The sequence below is a fragment of the Streptomyces sp. NPDC034086 genome (assembly GCF_055575515.1).
This window is the reverse complement of sequence record NZ_JBVISM010000003.1, coordinates 495,387-512,591: the sequence shown is the minus strand read 5'-3', so window position 1 is coordinate 512,591 and position 17,205 is coordinate 495,387. Positions and strand designations below refer to the sequence as shown.

Sequence of the window (17,205 nt, the reverse complement as noted above, 5' to 3'; positions counted from 1 at the left end):
TGTATCCGGTGTTTCACCACACGTACACGTTTCGCGTCACTGTCCGCCAGAAGCAGGTTCACACGGTTCGTGCCGTTTTCTTACGGGTCCGTCAAACCCCCGGCGGGGACCCGGAGCGAGCGGTCCGGCCGACCCGCACCGGTCTCGAAACCGGCTGCCGCCGCTAAGGACGGCCGGCCGCGCCGGGCGGTTCCCGGCGGTGCCGGGAGGCGTCAACTGACCCCGGGCACCATCGAGTACGTACCCGGAGCCCCTGGAGCGCCCGTACAGTCGATCGTAAAAACCGTCTGCTCGGCGCTTTTTCCGGCCAAGTTTTAGCCCTGGCTGGACCGTGAGTTGCCGTCCCACGGACACCAGTATTCCCGCCTGGGCAATGCTGGACATCGATCCTCGTGTGCGTGTAGATGTGGATCCATTGATGGCGGCGCAGCACGATCTGGGGGTTTGCGATGCTATATGGCGAATCGCACCAGGTGGAAAGGCGGACGCCATGAGCGCCCCGCATCTGCCGAAAGTGGCTGGAATCGATCCAGCAGTTACAGCGTCAGCGCACACTGCGGCGCCCGCGCCCGGCTCCACTCCCACGACATCCACCCCCCCGGCCGCGCCGGGACCTTCCGGCTCCGCTTCCGCCAGGACCACCCCCGCCCCCGGCGCCCCGCCCGCGGCGAGCAGCGTCATCCAGGACCGGCTGGCGGGCATGGTCTCCGATCTCACCACCCTCCACGAGCTCACCGAGCGCCTCGCCCGGGCCGTTGACCTCGACTCCTCCCTGCGGGAATTCCTGCGCGCCGGAGCCGCCCTCGTCGGCGCGCGCCGCGGACTGGTGGTCCTCGAGCCCTCCGACGGCCTCGGCCCCGCCACCACCATCGGACTCGGCCTGGGCCGCGCGGACCTCGGACACATCGAGACGGTGCCGCGCAGCGCCACGTCGTACGGCCGGATCCTGGACGGCCTCCCCGACGCCCACGGCGGCTCCGAAGTGCTGCCGGAGCCGGGCGCCGCGGCGGTACCCGGAGCCGGTGGGCACGAGCCCCCCGTCGACCCCCGCCACCGCGAGGTCGCGGCCCGGCTCGGCTACGCCGCGAGCTACGCGCTCCCGGTGACCGCCGATGCCGCCGGCCGGCTCGGTGCCGCCGTCTGGCTGTACGACGAGCAGGCCGAGCCGAGCGACCGCCAGCGCGACCTGGCCGGGCTGTACGTCCGGCACGCCGCCGAACACCTGGCCCGGATGGTGGAGGTCACGCGCTCGCGCGACCGGCTCGCCACCATCGCCGAGGAACTGCTGCCCAGCCGGCTGCCGCGGATCCCCGGCGTGCGGCTCGCCGCCCGGCACCGCAGCGGGCCGCACGGCGGCGGCGACTGGTACGACGCGCTGCCGCTGCCCGAGGGCGCCATGGGGCTGGCCGTCGGGTCCGTCACCGGCTCCGGCCCGAGCGCGGTCGCGGCGATGGGACGGCTGCGGGCCTCGCTGCGCGCGTACGCCGTGATGGAGGGGGAGGACCCCGTCGCGGTCCTGTCCGATCTGGAACTGCTGCTGCGCCTGACGGAGCCCGCGCGCTCGGCGACCGCGCTCTTCGCGTACTGCGAGCCCGCCGCCCGCAAGATCCTCCTGGCCGGGGCCGGGCACACGCCGCCGCTGCTCATCGGGGAGCGCCGGACCGAGTACGTGGAGACGTCCCTCTCCGCGCCGCTGGGGATGCTGGCGTGCTGGGAGGCACCGAGCGTGGAGATCGAACCCGCGCCCGGAGAAACGGTGCTTCTCTACACCGACGGGCTGCTGCGGCGCACCGGTGACGCCATGGACCGGGCCTACGCCCGGCTGCACGCCGCGGCGGCGGGGGTTCCGCGCGGTGCGCGGGAGGACCCGGCCGCCATCTGCGAGCACATCCTGCAGACGGTGCTGCCCGAGGAGGGGGCCGGCGCGGCCGAGGAGTCCGAGGACGTCGTACTGCTCGCGGCCCGGTTCGACTGAGGCGGCGGCGGACCGCCCGCGTCCGCGGTCGGGGCCAGCTGCGGCGGCTCGCGGAGGCTTGCACCCGGTTTGACTGATATGTCACAGGTCGAGCCGGGAGCCTTCCCTCCGCACATACGATGGACGGGGTCCGCACCCGGTCCTTGCATGTCGTAGCAGCTGAGGAGAAGACGTGGCTGACGAGCTCACCCCGGAGACCCCGGAAGAAGAGCAGCCCCAGAAGAAGCACAAGCAGCGCAAGAACGGGCTGTACCCGGGCGTCAGCGACGAGCTTGCGGAGAACATGCGGACCGGCTGGGCCGACACCGAGCTGCACGGTCTGGAGCCCGTCGCCCAGGCCGGCCACACCGCCGAGCGGCGTGCCGCGCTGTCCGCGCGCTTCCCCGGCGAGCGGCTGGTCATTCCGGCGGGCCGCCTGAAGACCCGCTCGAACGACACCGAGTACCCCTTCCGCGCCTCGACCGAGTACGCGTACCTCACCGGTGACCAGACCGAGAACGGCGTCCTGGTCCTGGAGCCCACCGGGGAGACCGGCCACCAGGCCACCGTCTACCTGCTGCCCCGCTCCGACCGCGAGAACGGCGAGTTCTGGCTGTCCGGCCAGGGCGAGCTCTGGGTCGGCCGCCGCCACTCCCTCGCCGAGGCCGAGCAGCTCCTGGGCATCCCGGCCAAGGACGTGCGCGAGCTCCCCCAGGCCCTCACCGAGGCCACCGGCCCGGTGCGCGTGGTCCGCGCCCACGACTCCGTCATCGAGTCCGCCCTCACCGACAAGGTGACCAAGGAGCGCGACGAGGAACTGCGCGTCTACCTCTCCGAGGCCCGTGCCGTGAAGGACGCCTTCGAGATCGGCGAGCTGCAGAAGGCCGTCGACTCCACCGTCCGCGGCTTCGAGGACGTCGTGAAGGTGCTCGACAAGGCGGAGGCGACCTCCGAGCGCTACATCGAGGGCACCTTCTTCCTGCGCGCCCGCGTCGAGGGCAACGACGTCGGCTACGGCACCATCGCCGCCGCCGGTGCCCACGCCTGCACCCTGCACTGGGTCCGCAACGACGGCGCGGTCCGCTCCGGCGACCTGCTGCTGCTCGACGCCGGAGTGGAGACCCACTCCCTCTACACCGCGGACGTCACGCGCACGCTGCCGGTCAACGGCACGTACAGCGACATCCAGCGGAAGATCTACGACGCCGTGTACGAGGCCCAGGAAGCCGGCATCGCCGCCGTCAGGCCCGGCGCCAAGTTCCGCGACTTCCACGACGCCTCGCAGCACGTCCTGGCCGAGAAGCTGGTCGAGTGGGGCCTGCTGGAGGGCCCGGTCGAGCGCGTCCTGGAGCTCGGGCTGCAGCGCCGCTGGACCCTGCACGGCACCGGCCACATGCTCGGCATGGACGTCCACGACTGCGCCGCCGCGCGCACCGAGGCGTACGTCGACGGCACGCTGGAGCCGGGCATGTGCCTCACCGTCGAGCCCGGTCTGTACTTCCAGGCCGACGACCTGACCGTGCCCGAGGAGTACCGCGGCATCGGCGTCCGCATCGAGGACGACATCCTCGTCACCGAGGACGGCAACCGGAACCTGTCGGCCGCACTGCCCCGCACCTCGGTCGAGGTCGAGGCGTGGATGGCGCGGCTCAAGGGCTGACGCCGGCGACCCGACGTACCGGACGCACCGGACGAGGGCAGGGCGTACGGGTATACGGGCGGGCGTATGAGCGGGCGGGAACCGGTTGCGGTTCCCGCCCGCCGTCGTCCTACGAGACCCTCAGCAGCGCGTCGTCGCGCCACTTCAGCGTCTTGTCGAAGCTCACCACGGCGCCGCGGCCCGGCCGGTTGCGGAAGCGGACGTGGTCGGAGAGCTGCTCGATCAGGTGCAGTCCCCGGCCGTTCTCGGCCAGCCGGGGGCCGCGCGACCCCGGGCGGGCCACGGCCGAGGGCGGGAATCCCGGACCCGAATCGGTGACCTCGATGCGGCAGCGGTCCCCGTCCAGATAGGCCGTGACGTGGTACGCCTCCGTCCCGTCCGCGACGCCGCCGTCCGGTGTCCCGCCGAGGCCCCCGCCGGGAAAGCCGCCGCGGCCGCCGTGCTCGACCGCGTTCGCGCAGGCCTCGCTCAGCGCGACCGACAGGTCGTGGCAGATGTCCGGGTCCACCCCCGCGGTCTCCATCGTCCCCAGCAGCAACCGCCGGGCGAACGGCACGCTCGCGGCTTCGCGCCTCAAGTGGAGAGACCACCAGATGCTCATACGCATACCTATTGCCTTCCGTACCGGGCCGTAAGCGCACAGGAGCCGGCACAGCCCTCATTCGGCCGATGCGCGGTTCCCCGGCGGCGGTGTACGCACCCGTCGGAGCACGGCCGGCAGCGGGCGCCCGGCTGACCCGTCCCGACCCGGGACGGACCGGGCCCCGGCCCGAGACCGGAACCCGAGGGTCCCTCCAGCACCTGCCGTAGGCAGGGCCCCACCTCAGTGCGATGATGGCCCGGCCATGACTGCCACCCACACGACACGCCCCGGAGCAGGCCTCCGGATGACCCGGGCCGCGGTGTTCACCGCGGTCTGTGTCGTGCTGTCCGCAGCCGGCCACGCCGTGGCCTCCTGCGCGACCGTGCCGTGGTGGGCCCTGGCCCTGGCCTTCGTCGCCGTCTTCGCGGTCGCCGCCCCCCTCGCGGGACGCTCGCGACCGCTGCCCGGCATCGCCGCCGGGCTCGCCGTCGGCCAGCTCGGGCTGCACACGCTGTTCGGGCTCGGCCAGCACGGCACCACCGCCACCGCCGCCCAGGCACCGGCCGGCAACGGTGACGCCTCGCTCGCGGCGCTCGCCGCCCAGCTGGTCTGCGGGGGCAACTCCGTACCGCTGAGCGCGGCCGACGCCCGGCGGATCCTGGAGGCCGCCGGGCTGGACCCGGCCGCCGTGGTCGCCCAGGCCGCCGCGCAGGGCCACGCGGCCCACGCGCACCTGGCCGGGGACACCGCCGCCCCGGCGACCGGACTGTTCAGCCCGGCCATGCTGACCGGCCACCTGCTGGCCGCGCTCGCCGCCGGCTGGCTGCTGGCCCGGGGCGACGCCGCGCTGTGCCGGCTCCTCGAACTGTCCCGGCTCTCCGCCGAAGCCGATCCCGTACGTCCGCTGCGCGCCGCGCTGGCCTTCGTACGCGCCCTCGCGGCCGGACTCCCCGGCGCGCCCGCGCGCGGCCCCCGGGTCCGCCGGAGCGCCGACACCCCCGTCGCGCCGACCGGCCGGGACGCACTGCTGCACACCGTGATCCGGCGCGGCCCGCCGGCGACGGCGCTCGTCCTCGCAGCCTGACGCGGCACCCCGTCCGCTCCCCGGAACACCCGGCCGGAGCACCGGTGCCGCGACCTCCGCGCGCGCCCGTACGCGGAGCCACTGTCACCACTGCTTCCGTGGAGTGTTCACGCCATGAAGACCTCTCGCGTCTCCTTCGCCGCCGCCCTCACCGCCGGCGCCGTCCTCGCCCTGTCCGGTACCGCCTTCGCGCACGTCAGCGTGCAGCCCGGCGAGGCCGCCAAGGGCGGCTACGCGACGCTCAACTTCAAGGTCCCCAACGAGCGGGACAACGCCTCGACCACCCAGCTCGAGGTCAACTTCCCGGCCGACCAGCCGCTCACCTCCGTCATGCCGCAGGAACTCCCGGGCTGGACGTCCACCGTCGAGAAGACGAAGCTCGACAAGCCGCTGACCGTGCACGGCAAGCAGATCAACGAGGTCGTCACCAAGGTGACCTGGACCGGCGGCAAGATCGAGCCCGGCAAGTTCCAGCAGTTCCCGGTCTCCGTCGGCAAGCTTCCCGAGAACGTCGACAAGATGGTCTTCAAGGCGATCCAGACGTACGACAACAACGAGGTCGTCCGCTGGATCGAGGAGCCCAAGGAAGGCGCCGCGGAGCCGCAGACCCCCGCGCCGGTGCTGAAGCTGACCGCCGCCAAGGGCGGGGACGGCCACAACGACGGCGCCGCCAAGGCGGCTGCCGACGGGGCGAAGAACGGCGACTCGAAGGCCGCGAAGGAGGAGAAGGACGGACACGACGAGGCCTCGAAGAGCGCCTCCGACACGACCGCCCGCACCCTCGGCATCGTGGGCATCGTCGTCGGTCTCGCCGGCGTCGCCTTCGGCATCGCCTCGCGCCGCCGCGCCTCCTGAGGCGACGGCCCACCGGGCCGCCGGGCCTACCGGGGCCCGGTGCTCCACGCCGCACCACGACATCCGTCATCCCCGATCCCAGGGACATTTCCTCATGCGCACCACACGTGTGACGGTCGCCGCCCTCGCGGTGGCGACCGCGCTCGCCCTCACCGCCTGCGGCGGTGAGACCGCTCAGAAGACCGGTTCGGTCACCCAGATCTCCGGCGAGACCAAGGCCGGGGCCGCGACCGTCCTCGACCGCCCCTTCGACAAGCCGGACCTCGTCCTCACGGACACCACCGGCAAGCCGTGGAACCTGCGCGAGCAGACCAAGGGCCGGCCGACGCTCATCTACTTCGGCTACACCAACTGCCCCGACGTGTGCCCGCTGACGATGAGCAACCTCGCCGTCGCCAAGAAGGCACTCCCCAAGGCGGACCAGGACAAGCTCCAGGTCGTCTTCGTCACCACGGACCCGGAGCGGGACACCCCCGACTCCCTCGGCGCGTGGCTCAGGGCCCAGGACCCGTCCTTCACCGGACTGACCGGGGACTTCGCCACCATCCAGGCCGCCGCCCGATCTCTCGGCATCGGTATCGAGGCCCCCAAGAAGGAGGCCGACGGAACCGTCGTCTCCATGCACGGGGCCCAGGTCATCGCGTTCTCTCCCAAGACCGACGAGGGCTACGTCCTCTACGGCGAGGGGACGACCGTCGACGACTACACCAAGGACCTGCCGAAGATCGTCAAGGGAGAGAACCCGTGAACGCCCGCACCATCCGCACCATCGCCGCCACCCTCTCCCTGACGGCGGCACTCGCCATATCGGGCTGCTCCTCCTCCGACTCGGACTCCGGCCCCGGTGCCGCCGCCTCGGCCGGCACCAAGGCCTCCGCCGACACGAAGGCCCCCGCGGGGGCGGAAGCCGGCAAGCCCGCCCTGACGGTGAGCGGGGCCTTCATGCCCGAACCGGTCAACGACAAGATGGCCGGCGCTTTCATGGTCATCAAGAACGACTCGAAGGCCGCCGACAAGCTGGTCTCCGTCACCAGCCCGCTCTCGGACGATCTCCAGATCCACGAGACCAAGGACCAGAAGATGCAGCAGGTCCAGTCGATGGACGTGCCCGCGGGCGGCGAACTGCGGCTGCAGCGCGGCGGCAACCACATCATGTTCATGGGGCTCAAGAGCCAGCCGAAGGTCGGCGACAAGATCACCATCGAGCTGCGCTTCGAGAAGGCCGACCCGGTCAAGGTCGAGCTGGACGTCAAGGAACGGACGTACAACGCGCCGAACTCCAATGCCCACTGACGGACCGAGGAACTGACACGCCATGACGGCCACCGCCCCCGCTCCCTACCCGGCCCGCGCCCGGGCCACGGCACTCCTGCCGCGTCTCGCGCTGGTTCTCGCAGCCCTGCTGGCCACCCTGTTCACCACGGCAGGCCCGGCCGCAGCGCATGCGGCACTCACGGCGAGCGACCCCCAGGACGGGGCGGTGGTCGCCACGGCGCCCGCCCAGGTCACCCTCTCCTTCTCGGAGCAGGTCGCCATGGGTGACGACTCGATCCGCGTCATGGACCCCCAGGGCAAGCGCGTCGACACCGGCGAGCTGCGCGACATGTGCAGCGGATCCGTCATCCGCTACGGCACCGCCCTGCACTCGGGTCTGCCCAACGGCACGTACACCGTCGCCTGGCAGGCCGTCTCCGCGGACAGCCACCCCATCTCCGGCGCCTTCACCTTCTCCATCGGCGCCCCGTCGGCGACCAGCGTCACCCTTCCCACCCAGAAGGTGGGTGGCGGTCCCGTCGGCATCGCCTACGGCATCGCCCGCTACGCCGCCTACGCCGGGTTCACCGTCCTCGTCGGCGGTGCCGCGTTCATCCTGCTGTGCTGGCGCCGGGGCTCCGCGGAGCGCCCGCTGCAGAAGCTGGTGGTCCGCGGCTGGGTCACCCTCACCGCGGCCACCCTGGCGATGCTGGTGCTGCGCACCCCGTACACGGGGTCGGGGAAGTTCGCCGACGCCTTCGACCTCGACGGACTCAAGGCCGTCCTGGACACGAAGACCGGTGCCTCCTTCCTCTCCCGGCTGCTGCTGCTCGGTGCGGCCGCGCTCTTCATCGCCGTGCTCTTCGGTGCTTACGCCCGCCGCCAGAAGCTCTCGGCCGACCTGACGGGGGCCGACGGCTCCGAGGGTCGCGCCGAGGAAGAGAAGGAGACCAGCGACCTCGCCTTCGGGCTCGGCATCGGCGGGACGGTCGTGGCCGGCGGCATCGCCGCCACCTGGGCCCTTTCCGAGCACGCCTCCACCGGCATCCAGCCGGCGATCGCGATGCCGGCCGACATCCTGCACCTGCTGGCGATGGCCGCCTGGCTCGGTGGGCTCACCGCACTGCTGATCGCCTTGCGCAAGGTGCCGGACATCGAGCGGGAGGCCGTCCAGCGCTTCTCCCGGGTCGCCTTCGTCAGCGTCCTGGTCCTCGCCGTCACCGGCGTCTACCAGTCCTGGCGCCAGGTCGGCAGCTGGTCGGCCCTCACCGGCACCAGCTACGGCAGACTGCTGCTGATCAAGGTCGCACTCGTCGCCGTGCTCATCGGCATCGCCTACCTGTCCCGGAAGTGGACGGCTCGGCTCGGGGAGGTCCGGGCCGAAGAGCCGGCGAAGGTGCTCGCGGGAGCCGATGTTTCACGTGAAACATCGACCGGTACCCGTGCGGCCAGTTCGGCCGGAACCGGAGCATCGGAAGGGACCGCAGGGGTTGCAGGGGCCGGCTCCGACGGCTCCGGCTCCGACGGCTCCGGCTCCGGCTCCGACGTCGAAGCCGACGCCGCCAGCGCTGCCGCGGGCGCCGACCCGAAGCGGGCCGCCCAGCTCGCCCGGCAGCGGGCTGCCCGGGACAAGGCCCGCGAGACCCGCGCCCGCGATGCCGATCCGGGCCGTGCCGGGCTGCGCCGCTCCGTACTCGCCGAGGCCGGTGTCGCCGTCGTGCTGCTGGCCGTCACCACCGTCCTGACCAGCACCGAACCCGGCCGTGCGGTGGAGCAGGAAGCCGGCCGGGGCGGTGCGGCCAGCACCGCCGTACCCAACCGCCCGGTCAAGATCACCCTGCCCTTCGAGACCGGCGGCCAGAACGGCAAGGGCACCGTCCGGCTGGAGCTCGACCCCGGCCGGGTCGGCGCCAACACCCTCCACCTGTTCGCCGACGGCCCCGACGGCAAGCCCATGGACCTCCCGGAGGTCAAGATCGCCTTCACGCTCCCGGCCAAGGAGATCGGTCCGCTTCCGATCAACCCGGACCGGGCCGCTGCGGGACACTGGACCGCCTCCGGGGTCCAGCTGCCGCTCGCGGGCGAATGGCGCATCGACGTGACCGTACGCACCTCCGACATCGACCAGACGACCGTCCAGAAGAACGTGAAGATCGGCTGAACAGCGTGACCGACAGCACCACCAGCTCCCCCGACATCGAGATCTCCCGGCGCCGACTGCTGGGCACGGTCGGCGCCACGGGCGCCGCAGGGCTCGCGCTCGGCGCCACGGGCGGCGCGCTCGTACGGTCAGCGGTCTCCGACTCACCGGCCGGCTCCCCCGGAGCCGCCGGCTCCCTCGCGTCCCTCGGTGCCACCCAGGTCGCCTTCCACGGTGACCACCAGGCCGGAATCACGGACCCGCTCCAGGCCAAGGGCCACGTCCTCGCCTTCGACCTGGCACCGGGCGCCGGGCGCAAGGAGGCCGCCGCACTGCTGCGCCGCTGGTCCGAGACCGCCCGGCGGCTCATGGCGGGCGAACCCGCGCCGACCGCCGACAGCGGGATCGCCCTGGACGCGGGGCCGTCCTCCCTCACCCTCACCTTCGGCTTCGGCCACTCCTTCTTCGACCGCACCGGCCTCACCGCCCGGCGCCCGGTGGCCCTCGATCCGCTGCCCGACTTCTCCTCGGACCGGCTCGACCCGCAGCGCAGCAACGGCGACCTGTGGGTCCAGATCGGTGCCGACGACGCACTGGTCGCCTTCCACGCCCTGCGCGCCGTACAGAAGGACGCCGGGGAAGCCGCCCGCGTGCGCTGGCAGATGAACGGCTTCAACCGGTCCCCCGGAGCCACCGCCTCGCCCATGACCGCCCGGAACCTGATGGGCCAGGTCGACGGCACCGGGAACCCCCGGCCCAAGGACCCCGACTTCGACAAGCGGATCTTCGTACCGGACGCCGGTCCCGGGCCGGCCGAGCACGCCTGGATGGCCGGGGGCTCGTACGCCGTCGTCCGCCGGATCCGGATGCTGCTCGACGACTGGGACAAGCAGTCCCTCGCCCAGCAGGAGCAGGTCATCGGCCGGACCAAGGCCACCGGAGCGCCGCTGACCGGCGGCGACGAGAAGACCGCGATGGCCCTGGACAAGCTCGGGCCGGACGGCAAGCCGGTCATCCCGTCCAACGCCCACGCCCGGATCTCCGCCCCCGCGCAGAACGGCGGGGCGGCCATGCTCCGGCGGCCCTTCTCGTATCACGACGGAATCGGCCCCGACGGGACGCCCGACGCCGGGCTGCTCTTCATCTGCTGGCAGGCCGATCCCCTGCGCGGGTTCGTCCCCGTCCAGCGCAAGCTCGACCGCGGCGACGCCCTGTCGGCGTTCATCCGGCACGAGTCCAGCGGGCTGTACGCCGTCCCGCCCGGGCCGCGCGACGGGGAGTACGTCGGGCAGCGCCTGCTCGAAGGGTGAACAGCGCCGCACCGGCGGGTGGCACGGCATTAGGCTGACCGCATGTCGGCCACCCGCTTCACGTATCTCGGTCCCGAGGGCACTTTCACCGAAGCCGCCCTGCGCACGCTGCCGGAAGCCGCCACCCGGGAACTCGTCCCGATGGTGTCGGTTCCGGCCGCCCTGGACGCCGTGCGCAACGGCGAGGCCGCGGCGGCGCTGGTGCCGATCGAGAACTCGGTGGAGGGCGGGGTCACCGCCACGCTCGACGAACTGGCCTCCGGCGAACCGTTGATGATCTACCGCGAGGTGCTGCTGCCGATCGCGTTCGCGCTGCTGGCGCGGCCCGGGACGAAGCTGTCGGACATCAAGACGGTCACGGGGCATCCCGTCGCCCAGCCGCAGGTGCGCAACTGGCTGCGGACGCACCTGCCCGACGCGGTGTGGGAGTCGGCGGCCTCCAATGCCGACGGCGCCCGGCTGGTGCAGGAGGGCCGCTTCGACGCGGCCTTCGCGGGCGAGTTCGCCGCCGCCACCTACGGCCTCGAGGCGCTGGTCACCGAGATCCACGACGCGCAGAACGCCGAGACCCGCTTCGTACTCGTCGGGCGGCCCGCCCGGCCGGCCGCCCCCACCGGTGCCGACAAGACCTCCGTCGTCCTGTGGCTCGGCGACGACCACCCCGGTGCCCTGCTGGAACTGCTCCAGGAGTTCGCCGTCCGCGGGGTGAACCTCATGCTGATCCAGTCCCGGCCGACCGGCGAGGGCATCGGCAACTACTGCTTCGCCGTCGACGCCGAGGGCCACATCTCGGACCGCCGGGTGAGTGAGGCGCTGATGGGGCTGAAGCGGACCTGTCCGCAGGTCCGCTTCCTCGGGTCCTATCCGCGTGCCGGTGTCACGCCGAGCGAGGTGCGGGCCGCGCGGCCGGGAACGTCCGACGGCGACTTCACCGAGGCTTCCGACTGGCTGACACGTTGCCTCGACGGCCGGGCCTAGGGCTCCTTCCACTGTCCACAGAGTTATCCACAGGCCGAGACGGCGACCTGGGGACAAGTCGACAGAGCAGCGCGACAAGGTCGACATATCGGCCGGGTGGCTCAGGTTTCGCGCGAGGGAGCGGCAGGTGAACGGCGTCACCCCTGTATCACCGATCAACTCTTTGGGGCGAGCCATTCCCACCCGAATGAGTGTGTGAGGGCGGTTTGAACCCTGATCGGCCGAGACCGGTCCGGGGTCCCTATTGATCTCATTCGATGTCCACAGATCCGGCACACAGCCTGTGGATAAAAGGGGTTCCGAGAGAATTCCTGTGGACAAGGTCCCCCCTCCAGCCGCTCTCCCGCCCTGTTCAGGCACCTCGCGAGGGTTACCGTTGTGCCCCCTTTTCGGGGAAAGGGGCGGTTTCTATCGCGGGGCCCGCAGGGGCTGGATCCGGCCGCTGCGCGCGCGTGCGACGAGCAGCGACCGCCCCTTTCCATTCGCCCCAATCGGGGCATAGCGACACGCAGCGTGATATCGGTGTGAGCCCGGGAAGCCCAGCCCGGTAGCCTGGAGGGGTGATTGACCTCCGGCTGCTCCGTGAAGACCCCGACCGTGTCCGCGCCTCGCAGCGCGCCCGTGGAGAGGACGTCGAACTCGTCGACGCACTGCTCTCCGCCGACGAGCGCCGCAGGTCCTCCGGCATGCGCTTCGACGAACTGCGCAACGAGCAGAAGTCGCTCGGCAAGCTCATCCCCAAGGCGTCTCCGGAGGAGCGGGCCGAGCTGCTGACCAAGGCCGAACAGCTGAAGCAGGACGTCAAGGCGGCCGAGGCCGAGCAGAACGAAGCGGACGAGGCTGCCAAGCGGCTCCTGCTCAAGCTCGGCAACATCGTCCACGAGGACGTCCCCGTCGGCGGCGAGGAGGACTTCACCATCCTCGAGACGCACGGCACCGTCCGCGACTTCGGCGCCGAGGGCTTCGAGCCCAAGGACCACCTGGAGCTCGGCGAGGCCCTGGGCGCCATCGACGTGGAGCGCGGCGCCAAGGTGTCGGGCTCGCGCTTCTACTACCTCACCGGCGTCGGCGCCCTGCTCGAGCTCGCCCTGGTCAACGCGGCGATCGCGCAGGCCACCGAGGCGGGCTTCATCCCGATGCTGACCCCGGCGCTGGTCCGCCCGCGCGCCATGGAGGGCACCGGCTTCCTCGGCCAGGCCGCGGAGAACGTCTACCACCTGGAGAAGGACGACTACTACCTGGTCGGCACCTCCGAGGTACCGCTCGCCGCGTACCACATGGACGAGATCATCGACGCCGACAAGCTGCCGCTGCGGTACGCCGGCTTCTCCCCGTGCTTCCGCCGCGAGGCGGGTACGTACGGCAAGGACACCCGCGGCATCTTCCGCGTCCACCAGTTCGACAAGGTCGAGATGTTCTCGTACGTCGCGCCGGAGGACGCCGAGGCCGAGCACAAGCGGCTCCTGGAGTGGGAGAAGCAGTGGCTGACCAGCCTGGAGCTGCCGTTCCAGGTCATCGACGTCGCGACCGGCGACCTGGGCGCCTCCGCCTCCCGCAAGTTCGACTGCGAGGCCTGGATCCCGACCCAGGGCAAGTACCGCGAACTGACCTCCGCCTCGAACTGTGACGGCTTCCAGGCCCGCCGCCTGGCGATCCGCTACCGCGACGGCAAGAAGACCGCTCCGCTGTCCACGCTGAACGGCACCCTGTGCGCCGTCCCGCGCACCATCGTCGCCATCCTCGAGAACCACCAGCAGGCCGACGGCTCCGTGCGGGTCCCCCCGGTGCTCCGCCCCTACCTGGGCGGTCGCGAGGTCCTGGAGCCGATCACCAAGTGAGCCCCGCTCCGTTCCCGTACAAGCTCGTCGCGACCGACCTCGACGGGACGCTGCTGCGCAACGACGACACCGTCTCGGAGCGCACCCGTGAAGCGCTCGCCGCGGTCACCGCGGCGGGCGCGGCGCACATCGTCGTCACCGGCCGTGCCGTGCCCTGGACCCGGCACGTGCTGGACGATCTCGGGTACCGCGGGATCGCCGTGTGCGGGCAGGGCGCCCAGGTCTACGACGCGGGGGCGCACCGGCTGCTCACCTCGGTGACCCTGGACCGGCAGCTGGCCGGCCTGGCCCTGTCGAAGCTCGAGGCCGAGGTGGGGCCGCTGGCCCTGGCCGCCAGCCGCGACGGGGTGGAGGGCGAGGTCCTCTTCGGCCCCGGCTACCAGGTGCAGGGGGGCCTTCCGGCGCTCTACCTGGAGGACACGGCCGAGGTCTGGACCGCCCCGCTGAACAAGCTGTACATCCAGCACCCCGGGATGGGCGAGGACGAACTCGTCAAGGTGGCCCGGGAAATCGTCGGCAACCTCGTCGACATCGTCATGGCGGGCCCGGGGATAGTGGAGATCCTTCCGCTGGGCCTGAGCAAGGCCACCGGCCTGTCGCTGGCCGCACGGCGCCTCAAGGTCAAGGCCGCCGAGACCATCGCCTTCGGTGACATGCCCAACGACATCCCCATGTTCGGCTGGGCCGCGCACGGTGTGGCCATGGCCAACGCCCACGCGGAGCTGAAGGCGGTGGCGGACGAGGTGACGACCTCCAATCAGGAGGACGGTATCGCCGTGGTCCTGGAGCGCCTGCTGGGCGCCGGCTAGGAGCGGACGCAGCTCCCGGGAACCCCGCACCCCGGGATCGGACGGACGTACGAGAGGTCCGGGACGGCCCGCGCCGTGAGGCGCGCTCGAAGTGGCCGTCCCGGACCTTTTGTTACTCCCCGCACCACTCACTGTGCCCCTGCCGAACGGCCCGTACCAGCGAATTTCCCGGTCGGCCGCCGGTTCGGGGCGTCATCGGCGTGCCGACGCGGAGCGTGTTTCACGTGAAACGTCGTACGGGAGATCGGGGTCAGCTTCGTGTTTCACGTGAAACATCGGCCGTCCATCGGCGCCCCTGAGGGCCCCGGTGCAGTGTCAGCGGCCAGGCGAGGAGGCCGACGGCGAGCGAGACGGCATGGCCGTAATCGGTGAAGGTGCCGCCCGTGAGGAGGGGAAGGCCGAAGAAGGCGACCGCCCCGATGAGGTAGAACCACCGCCAGGGGCCGGGAAGCCGGTAGGTCAGCACGCCGACGGAGGCCGCCAGCCCGTAGCTGACGCCGATGTCGACGACGTGGGTCATGCTGTGGGGCGCACGGTGGTCCTGGATGGCCATCAACAGCAGCTTCTGGCTGACGAGGGTGGCGACGACATGAGCGGTCGCGACGATCAGGAGCCAGCGCAGGGTGCCGAGCCAGCGCTCGACGGGGGCGTGGAAGAACTCGAAGAGTGCGGCGTAGAGGGCGAGCGAGGCCGGGTTCTCGATCCAGAAGGCACTGCTGAGCAGCGCCCGGACCGGATACCTGTCCAGCTGGTGGATGTTGCTGCTGCTGCGGTGGAGCAGCACGTGGTCGAGCCGGTCCGGAGCGAGCGCGACGACCAGGCTGGTGACGGCCACGATCAACAGCCATATGTGCGTGCCGGGCGAGGACCGAATCCAGGACCGCACGGGCCTGGACGCCTCAGGCTCGGGGCGCTCGATCATGCACCGATGATGCCTGGCGAAGCTGTGCCCCGCCTGGCCGGTGGGCCGGGCGGGGCACGGTCGTCGACGCGTTCGCCGGCGCGGTGTGCGGCGGGTTCGCGGTGGGGCTCGCAGCGCGGTGTGCGGCGCTCCTACTCCTCGCCGGCGATGGTGAGGCGGCGCAGCTTCTGGCCCGCGTACAGGGTGGCGCCGACGGTGACCGCCAGGAGCAGGATCACCGCGGTGGGGAGGCCGACGCTCGCGTCGACGTACCCCTGTCCGGCGACCTTCTCGGCGAGGGCCAGGGCCCACTGCTGGACGCTGAGCGTCTTGGCTCCGGAGACCAGGCTTCCGAAGAGGGACTCCCAGATCAGGGCGTAGACGAGACCGAAGACGACCGCGTGCCGGCTGACGGTGCCCAGCAGCAGGAACAAGGCACTGTAGGCGATCGAGGCGACGAGGGCCGCGACCGTGTAGGCGATGGCGATCTGCTGGCCGTTGCCGTTGAGGATGAGGCCCGCGATCAGGGTGGGGATCGCGGAGAAGGCCATCGTGACCGCGATCGCGACGATCAGCTTGGTCATGATGATCGTCGGACGCTTCACCGGCTTGGAGAGCAGGTACACGATCGAGCCGTCGTCGATCTCGGGACCGATGGCGCCGGTGCCGGCGATGACACCGATCAGCGGGACCATCGTGGCGAGGGCGAAGCCTCCGAGGAGATCGGCCGCCACCTTGTCGTCCACCCCGGTGAAGAAGCGGACGGCGAGGGAGATGACGATCAGCAGCGCGGGCAGTGCGAAGAGGATCAGCGCACGGCGGCGGCCGAGCAGGGCGCGGTAGGTGAGCCGGGCGACGGTGGGGTTGTACATGGGTGCCAGCTCCTTCAGGCCGCGACGAGGTAGGAGAAGACCGACTCGAGGGACTCGTCGGAGGGCGAGACCGTCAGCAGCCGGATGCCGTGCGCGCGGGCGACGCGCGGCAGCAGCTCGGTGAAGCGTCCGAAGTCGACGGCCTGGATGCGCAGGGCGCCTTCCTGGAGGTCGACCTCGATGCCGGCGGTGGACGGGTCGGCGATCAGGGCCGCGGCGAGGGCCCGGTCGTCGGAGGAGCGGACGAGGTAGCGGTGCGGGCGGTCCGTCATCAGGCGGCGGATCTTGCGGAAGTCGCCGGATGCGGCGTGCCGGCCGGCGACGACCACCTCGATGTGGGAGGCGAGCTGCTCGACCTCCTCCAGGATGTGGGAGGAGAACAGGACGGTGCGTCCCTCGTCGCCCATCCGCCGCAGCAGGTCCATGAGCTGCATGCGCTGACGCGGGTCCATGCCGTTGAAGGGCTCGTCGAGAAGGAGCACCGACGGGTCGTGGACGAGGGCGGAGGCCATCTTCACGCGCTGGCGCATGCCCTTGGAGTACGTGGAGATCTTGCGGTCCTGGGCGTACTCCATCTCGACGGTGGCGAGGGCCCGGGCGGCCGCCGCGTCGTCGAGCCCGTGGAGTTCGGCGTTGGCGACGACGAATTCCCGGCCGGTGAGGAAGTCGTACATCGCCTCGCGCTCGGGTACGACGCCGATCTGCTGGTAGACCTGCTCGTTGCGCCAGATCGGTGCTCCGTCGAGGGTGACGGTGCCCGTGGAGGGGGCGAGGAAGCCGCCCATCATGTTGATGAGGGTGGACTTGCCCGCTCCGTTGGGGCCGAGGAGTCCGGTGACGCCGGGACCGATGCGCATGGTCACGTCGTTGACCGCGACGACGTTCCCGAACCAGCGGGAGGTGTGGTCGATGTCGATGATGGTCATGGGCGCGGCCCATTCCTTAGGGGGGTGGTGGTGGGCGACGG

15 protein-coding genes are annotated in these 17,205 nt (G+C 71.5%); 11 read left to right on the top strand and 4 right to left on the bottom strand.

Annotated elements, in window-relative coordinates; genetic code table 11:
* The first annotated feature begins 373 nt into the window (after window positions 1–373).
* Together ACZ514_RS12280 and ACZ514_RS12275 are read left to right on the top strand one after the other, a co-directional pair.
* On the top strand, window positions 374–1,975 hold the full coding sequence (locus tag ACZ514_RS12280; RefSeq protein WP_469124649.1) for a PP2C family protein-serine/threonine phosphatase: 1,602 nt from the start codon (window positions 374–376) through the stop codon (window positions 1,973–1,975).
* Window positions 1,976–2,147: 172 nt separating this feature from the next.
* Complete coding sequence (locus ACZ514_RS12275; protein WP_468164171.1) at window positions 2,148–3,614, top strand: aminopeptidase P family protein; 1,467 nt, start codon at window positions 2,148–2,150, stop codon at window positions 3,612–3,614.
* Between the two features lie 109 nt (window positions 3,615–3,723).
* Here the strand turns inward: ACZ514_RS12275 and ACZ514_RS12270 are convergent, their stop codons facing one another.
* Window positions 3,724–4,215 (bottom strand): ATP-binding protein, encoded by a 492-nt coding sequence (locus ACZ514_RS12270; protein WP_468164168.1) that lies wholly within the window; start codon window positions 4,213–4,215, stop codon window positions 3,724–3,726.
* A 244-nt stretch (window positions 4,216–4,459) separates the two neighbouring features.
* Here ACZ514_RS12270 and ACZ514_RS12265 point away from each other — a divergent pair, with 244 nt between their 5' ends.
* From ACZ514_RS12265 to ACZ514_RS12225, 9 genes are all read left to right on the top strand, one after another.
* Window positions 4,460–5,281 carry a hypothetical protein gene (locus ACZ514_RS12265; protein WP_469124648.1) on the top strand — a complete coding sequence of 274 codons (822 nt, stop codon included), beginning with the start codon at window positions 4,460–4,462 and terminating at the stop codon, window positions 5,279–5,281.
* A gap of 114 nt (window positions 5,282–5,395) precedes the next feature.
* Window positions 5,396–6,136 carry a YcnI family copper-binding membrane protein gene (locus ACZ514_RS12260; RefSeq protein WP_469124647.1) on the top strand — a complete coding sequence of 247 codons (741 nt, stop codon included), beginning with the start codon at window positions 5,396–5,398 and terminating at the stop codon, window positions 6,134–6,136.
* A gap of 94 nt (window positions 6,137–6,230) precedes the next feature.
* Entirely contained in the window at window positions 6,231–6,884 is a 654-nt protein-coding gene (locus ACZ514_RS12255) for an SCO family protein (RefSeq protein WP_468700585.1), read from the top strand.
* A complete protein-coding gene (locus ACZ514_RS12250; protein ID WP_468164159.1) occupies window positions 6,881–7,429 on the top strand; it encodes a copper chaperone PCu(A)C in 549 nt (182 codons plus the stop codon). The genes ACZ514_RS12255 and ACZ514_RS12250 overlap by 4 nt, the downstream gene beginning before the upstream one ends.
* 22 nt (window positions 7,430–7,451) lie before the next feature.
* On the top strand, window positions 7,452–9,551 hold the full coding sequence (locus ACZ514_RS12245; RefSeq protein WP_469124646.1) for a copper resistance CopC/CopD family protein: 2,100 nt from the start codon (window positions 7,452–7,454) through the stop codon (window positions 9,549–9,551).
* A gap of 5 nt (window positions 9,552–9,556) precedes the next feature.
* Window positions 9,557–10,840 carry an iron uptake transporter deferrochelatase/peroxidase subunit gene (efeB, locus tag ACZ514_RS12240; RefSeq protein ID WP_468164155.1) on the top strand — a complete coding sequence of 428 codons (1,284 nt, stop codon included), beginning with the start codon at window positions 9,557–9,559 and terminating at the stop codon, window positions 10,838–10,840.
* Window positions 10,841–10,882: 42 nt separating this feature from the next.
* Window positions 10,883–11,818 carry a prephenate dehydratase gene (pheA, locus tag ACZ514_RS12235; RefSeq protein ID WP_468164153.1) on the top strand — a complete coding sequence of 312 codons (936 nt, stop codon included), beginning with the start codon at window positions 10,883–10,885 and terminating at the stop codon, window positions 11,816–11,818.
* Window positions 11,819–12,378: 560 nt separating this feature from the next.
* The gene (serS, locus tag ACZ514_RS12230) at window positions 12,379–13,656 is read left to right on the top strand and encodes a serine--tRNA ligase (protein WP_468164151.1); all 1,278 of its coding nucleotides are present in this window, start codon (window positions 12,379–12,381) and stop codon (window positions 13,654–13,656) included.
* Window positions 13,653–14,465, top strand: a complete 813-nt coding sequence (locus ACZ514_RS12225) for an HAD family hydrolase (protein ID WP_467885251.1) — start codon at window positions 13,653–13,655, stop codon at window positions 14,463–14,465. Before serS ends, ACZ514_RS12225 begins: the two co-directional genes overlap by 4 nt.
* 250 nt (window positions 14,466–14,715) lie before the next feature.
* On the opposite strand, the gene ACZ514_RS12220 is transcribed toward ACZ514_RS12225, so the two are convergent.
* The 3 genes from ACZ514_RS12220 to ACZ514_RS12210 form a co-directional block, all read right to left on the bottom strand.
* Window positions 14,716–15,387 (bottom strand): rhomboid-like protein, encoded by a 672-nt coding sequence (locus ACZ514_RS12220; RefSeq protein WP_469124645.1) that lies wholly within the window; start codon window positions 15,385–15,387, stop codon window positions 14,716–14,718.
* Between the two features lie 131 nt (window positions 15,388–15,518).
* On the bottom strand, window positions 15,519–16,238 hold the full coding sequence (locus tag ACZ514_RS12215; protein ID WP_468164144.1) for an ABC transporter permease: 720 nt from the start codon (window positions 16,236–16,238) through the stop codon (window positions 15,519–15,521).
* 14 nt (window positions 16,239–16,252) lie between these two features.
* The gene (locus tag ACZ514_RS12210) at window positions 16,253–17,164 is read right to left on the bottom strand and encodes an ABC transporter ATP-binding protein (protein ID WP_468164142.1); all 912 of its coding nucleotides are present in this window, start codon (window positions 17,162–17,164) and stop codon (window positions 16,253–16,255) included.
* Window positions 17,165–17,205: the final 41 nt, after the last annotated feature.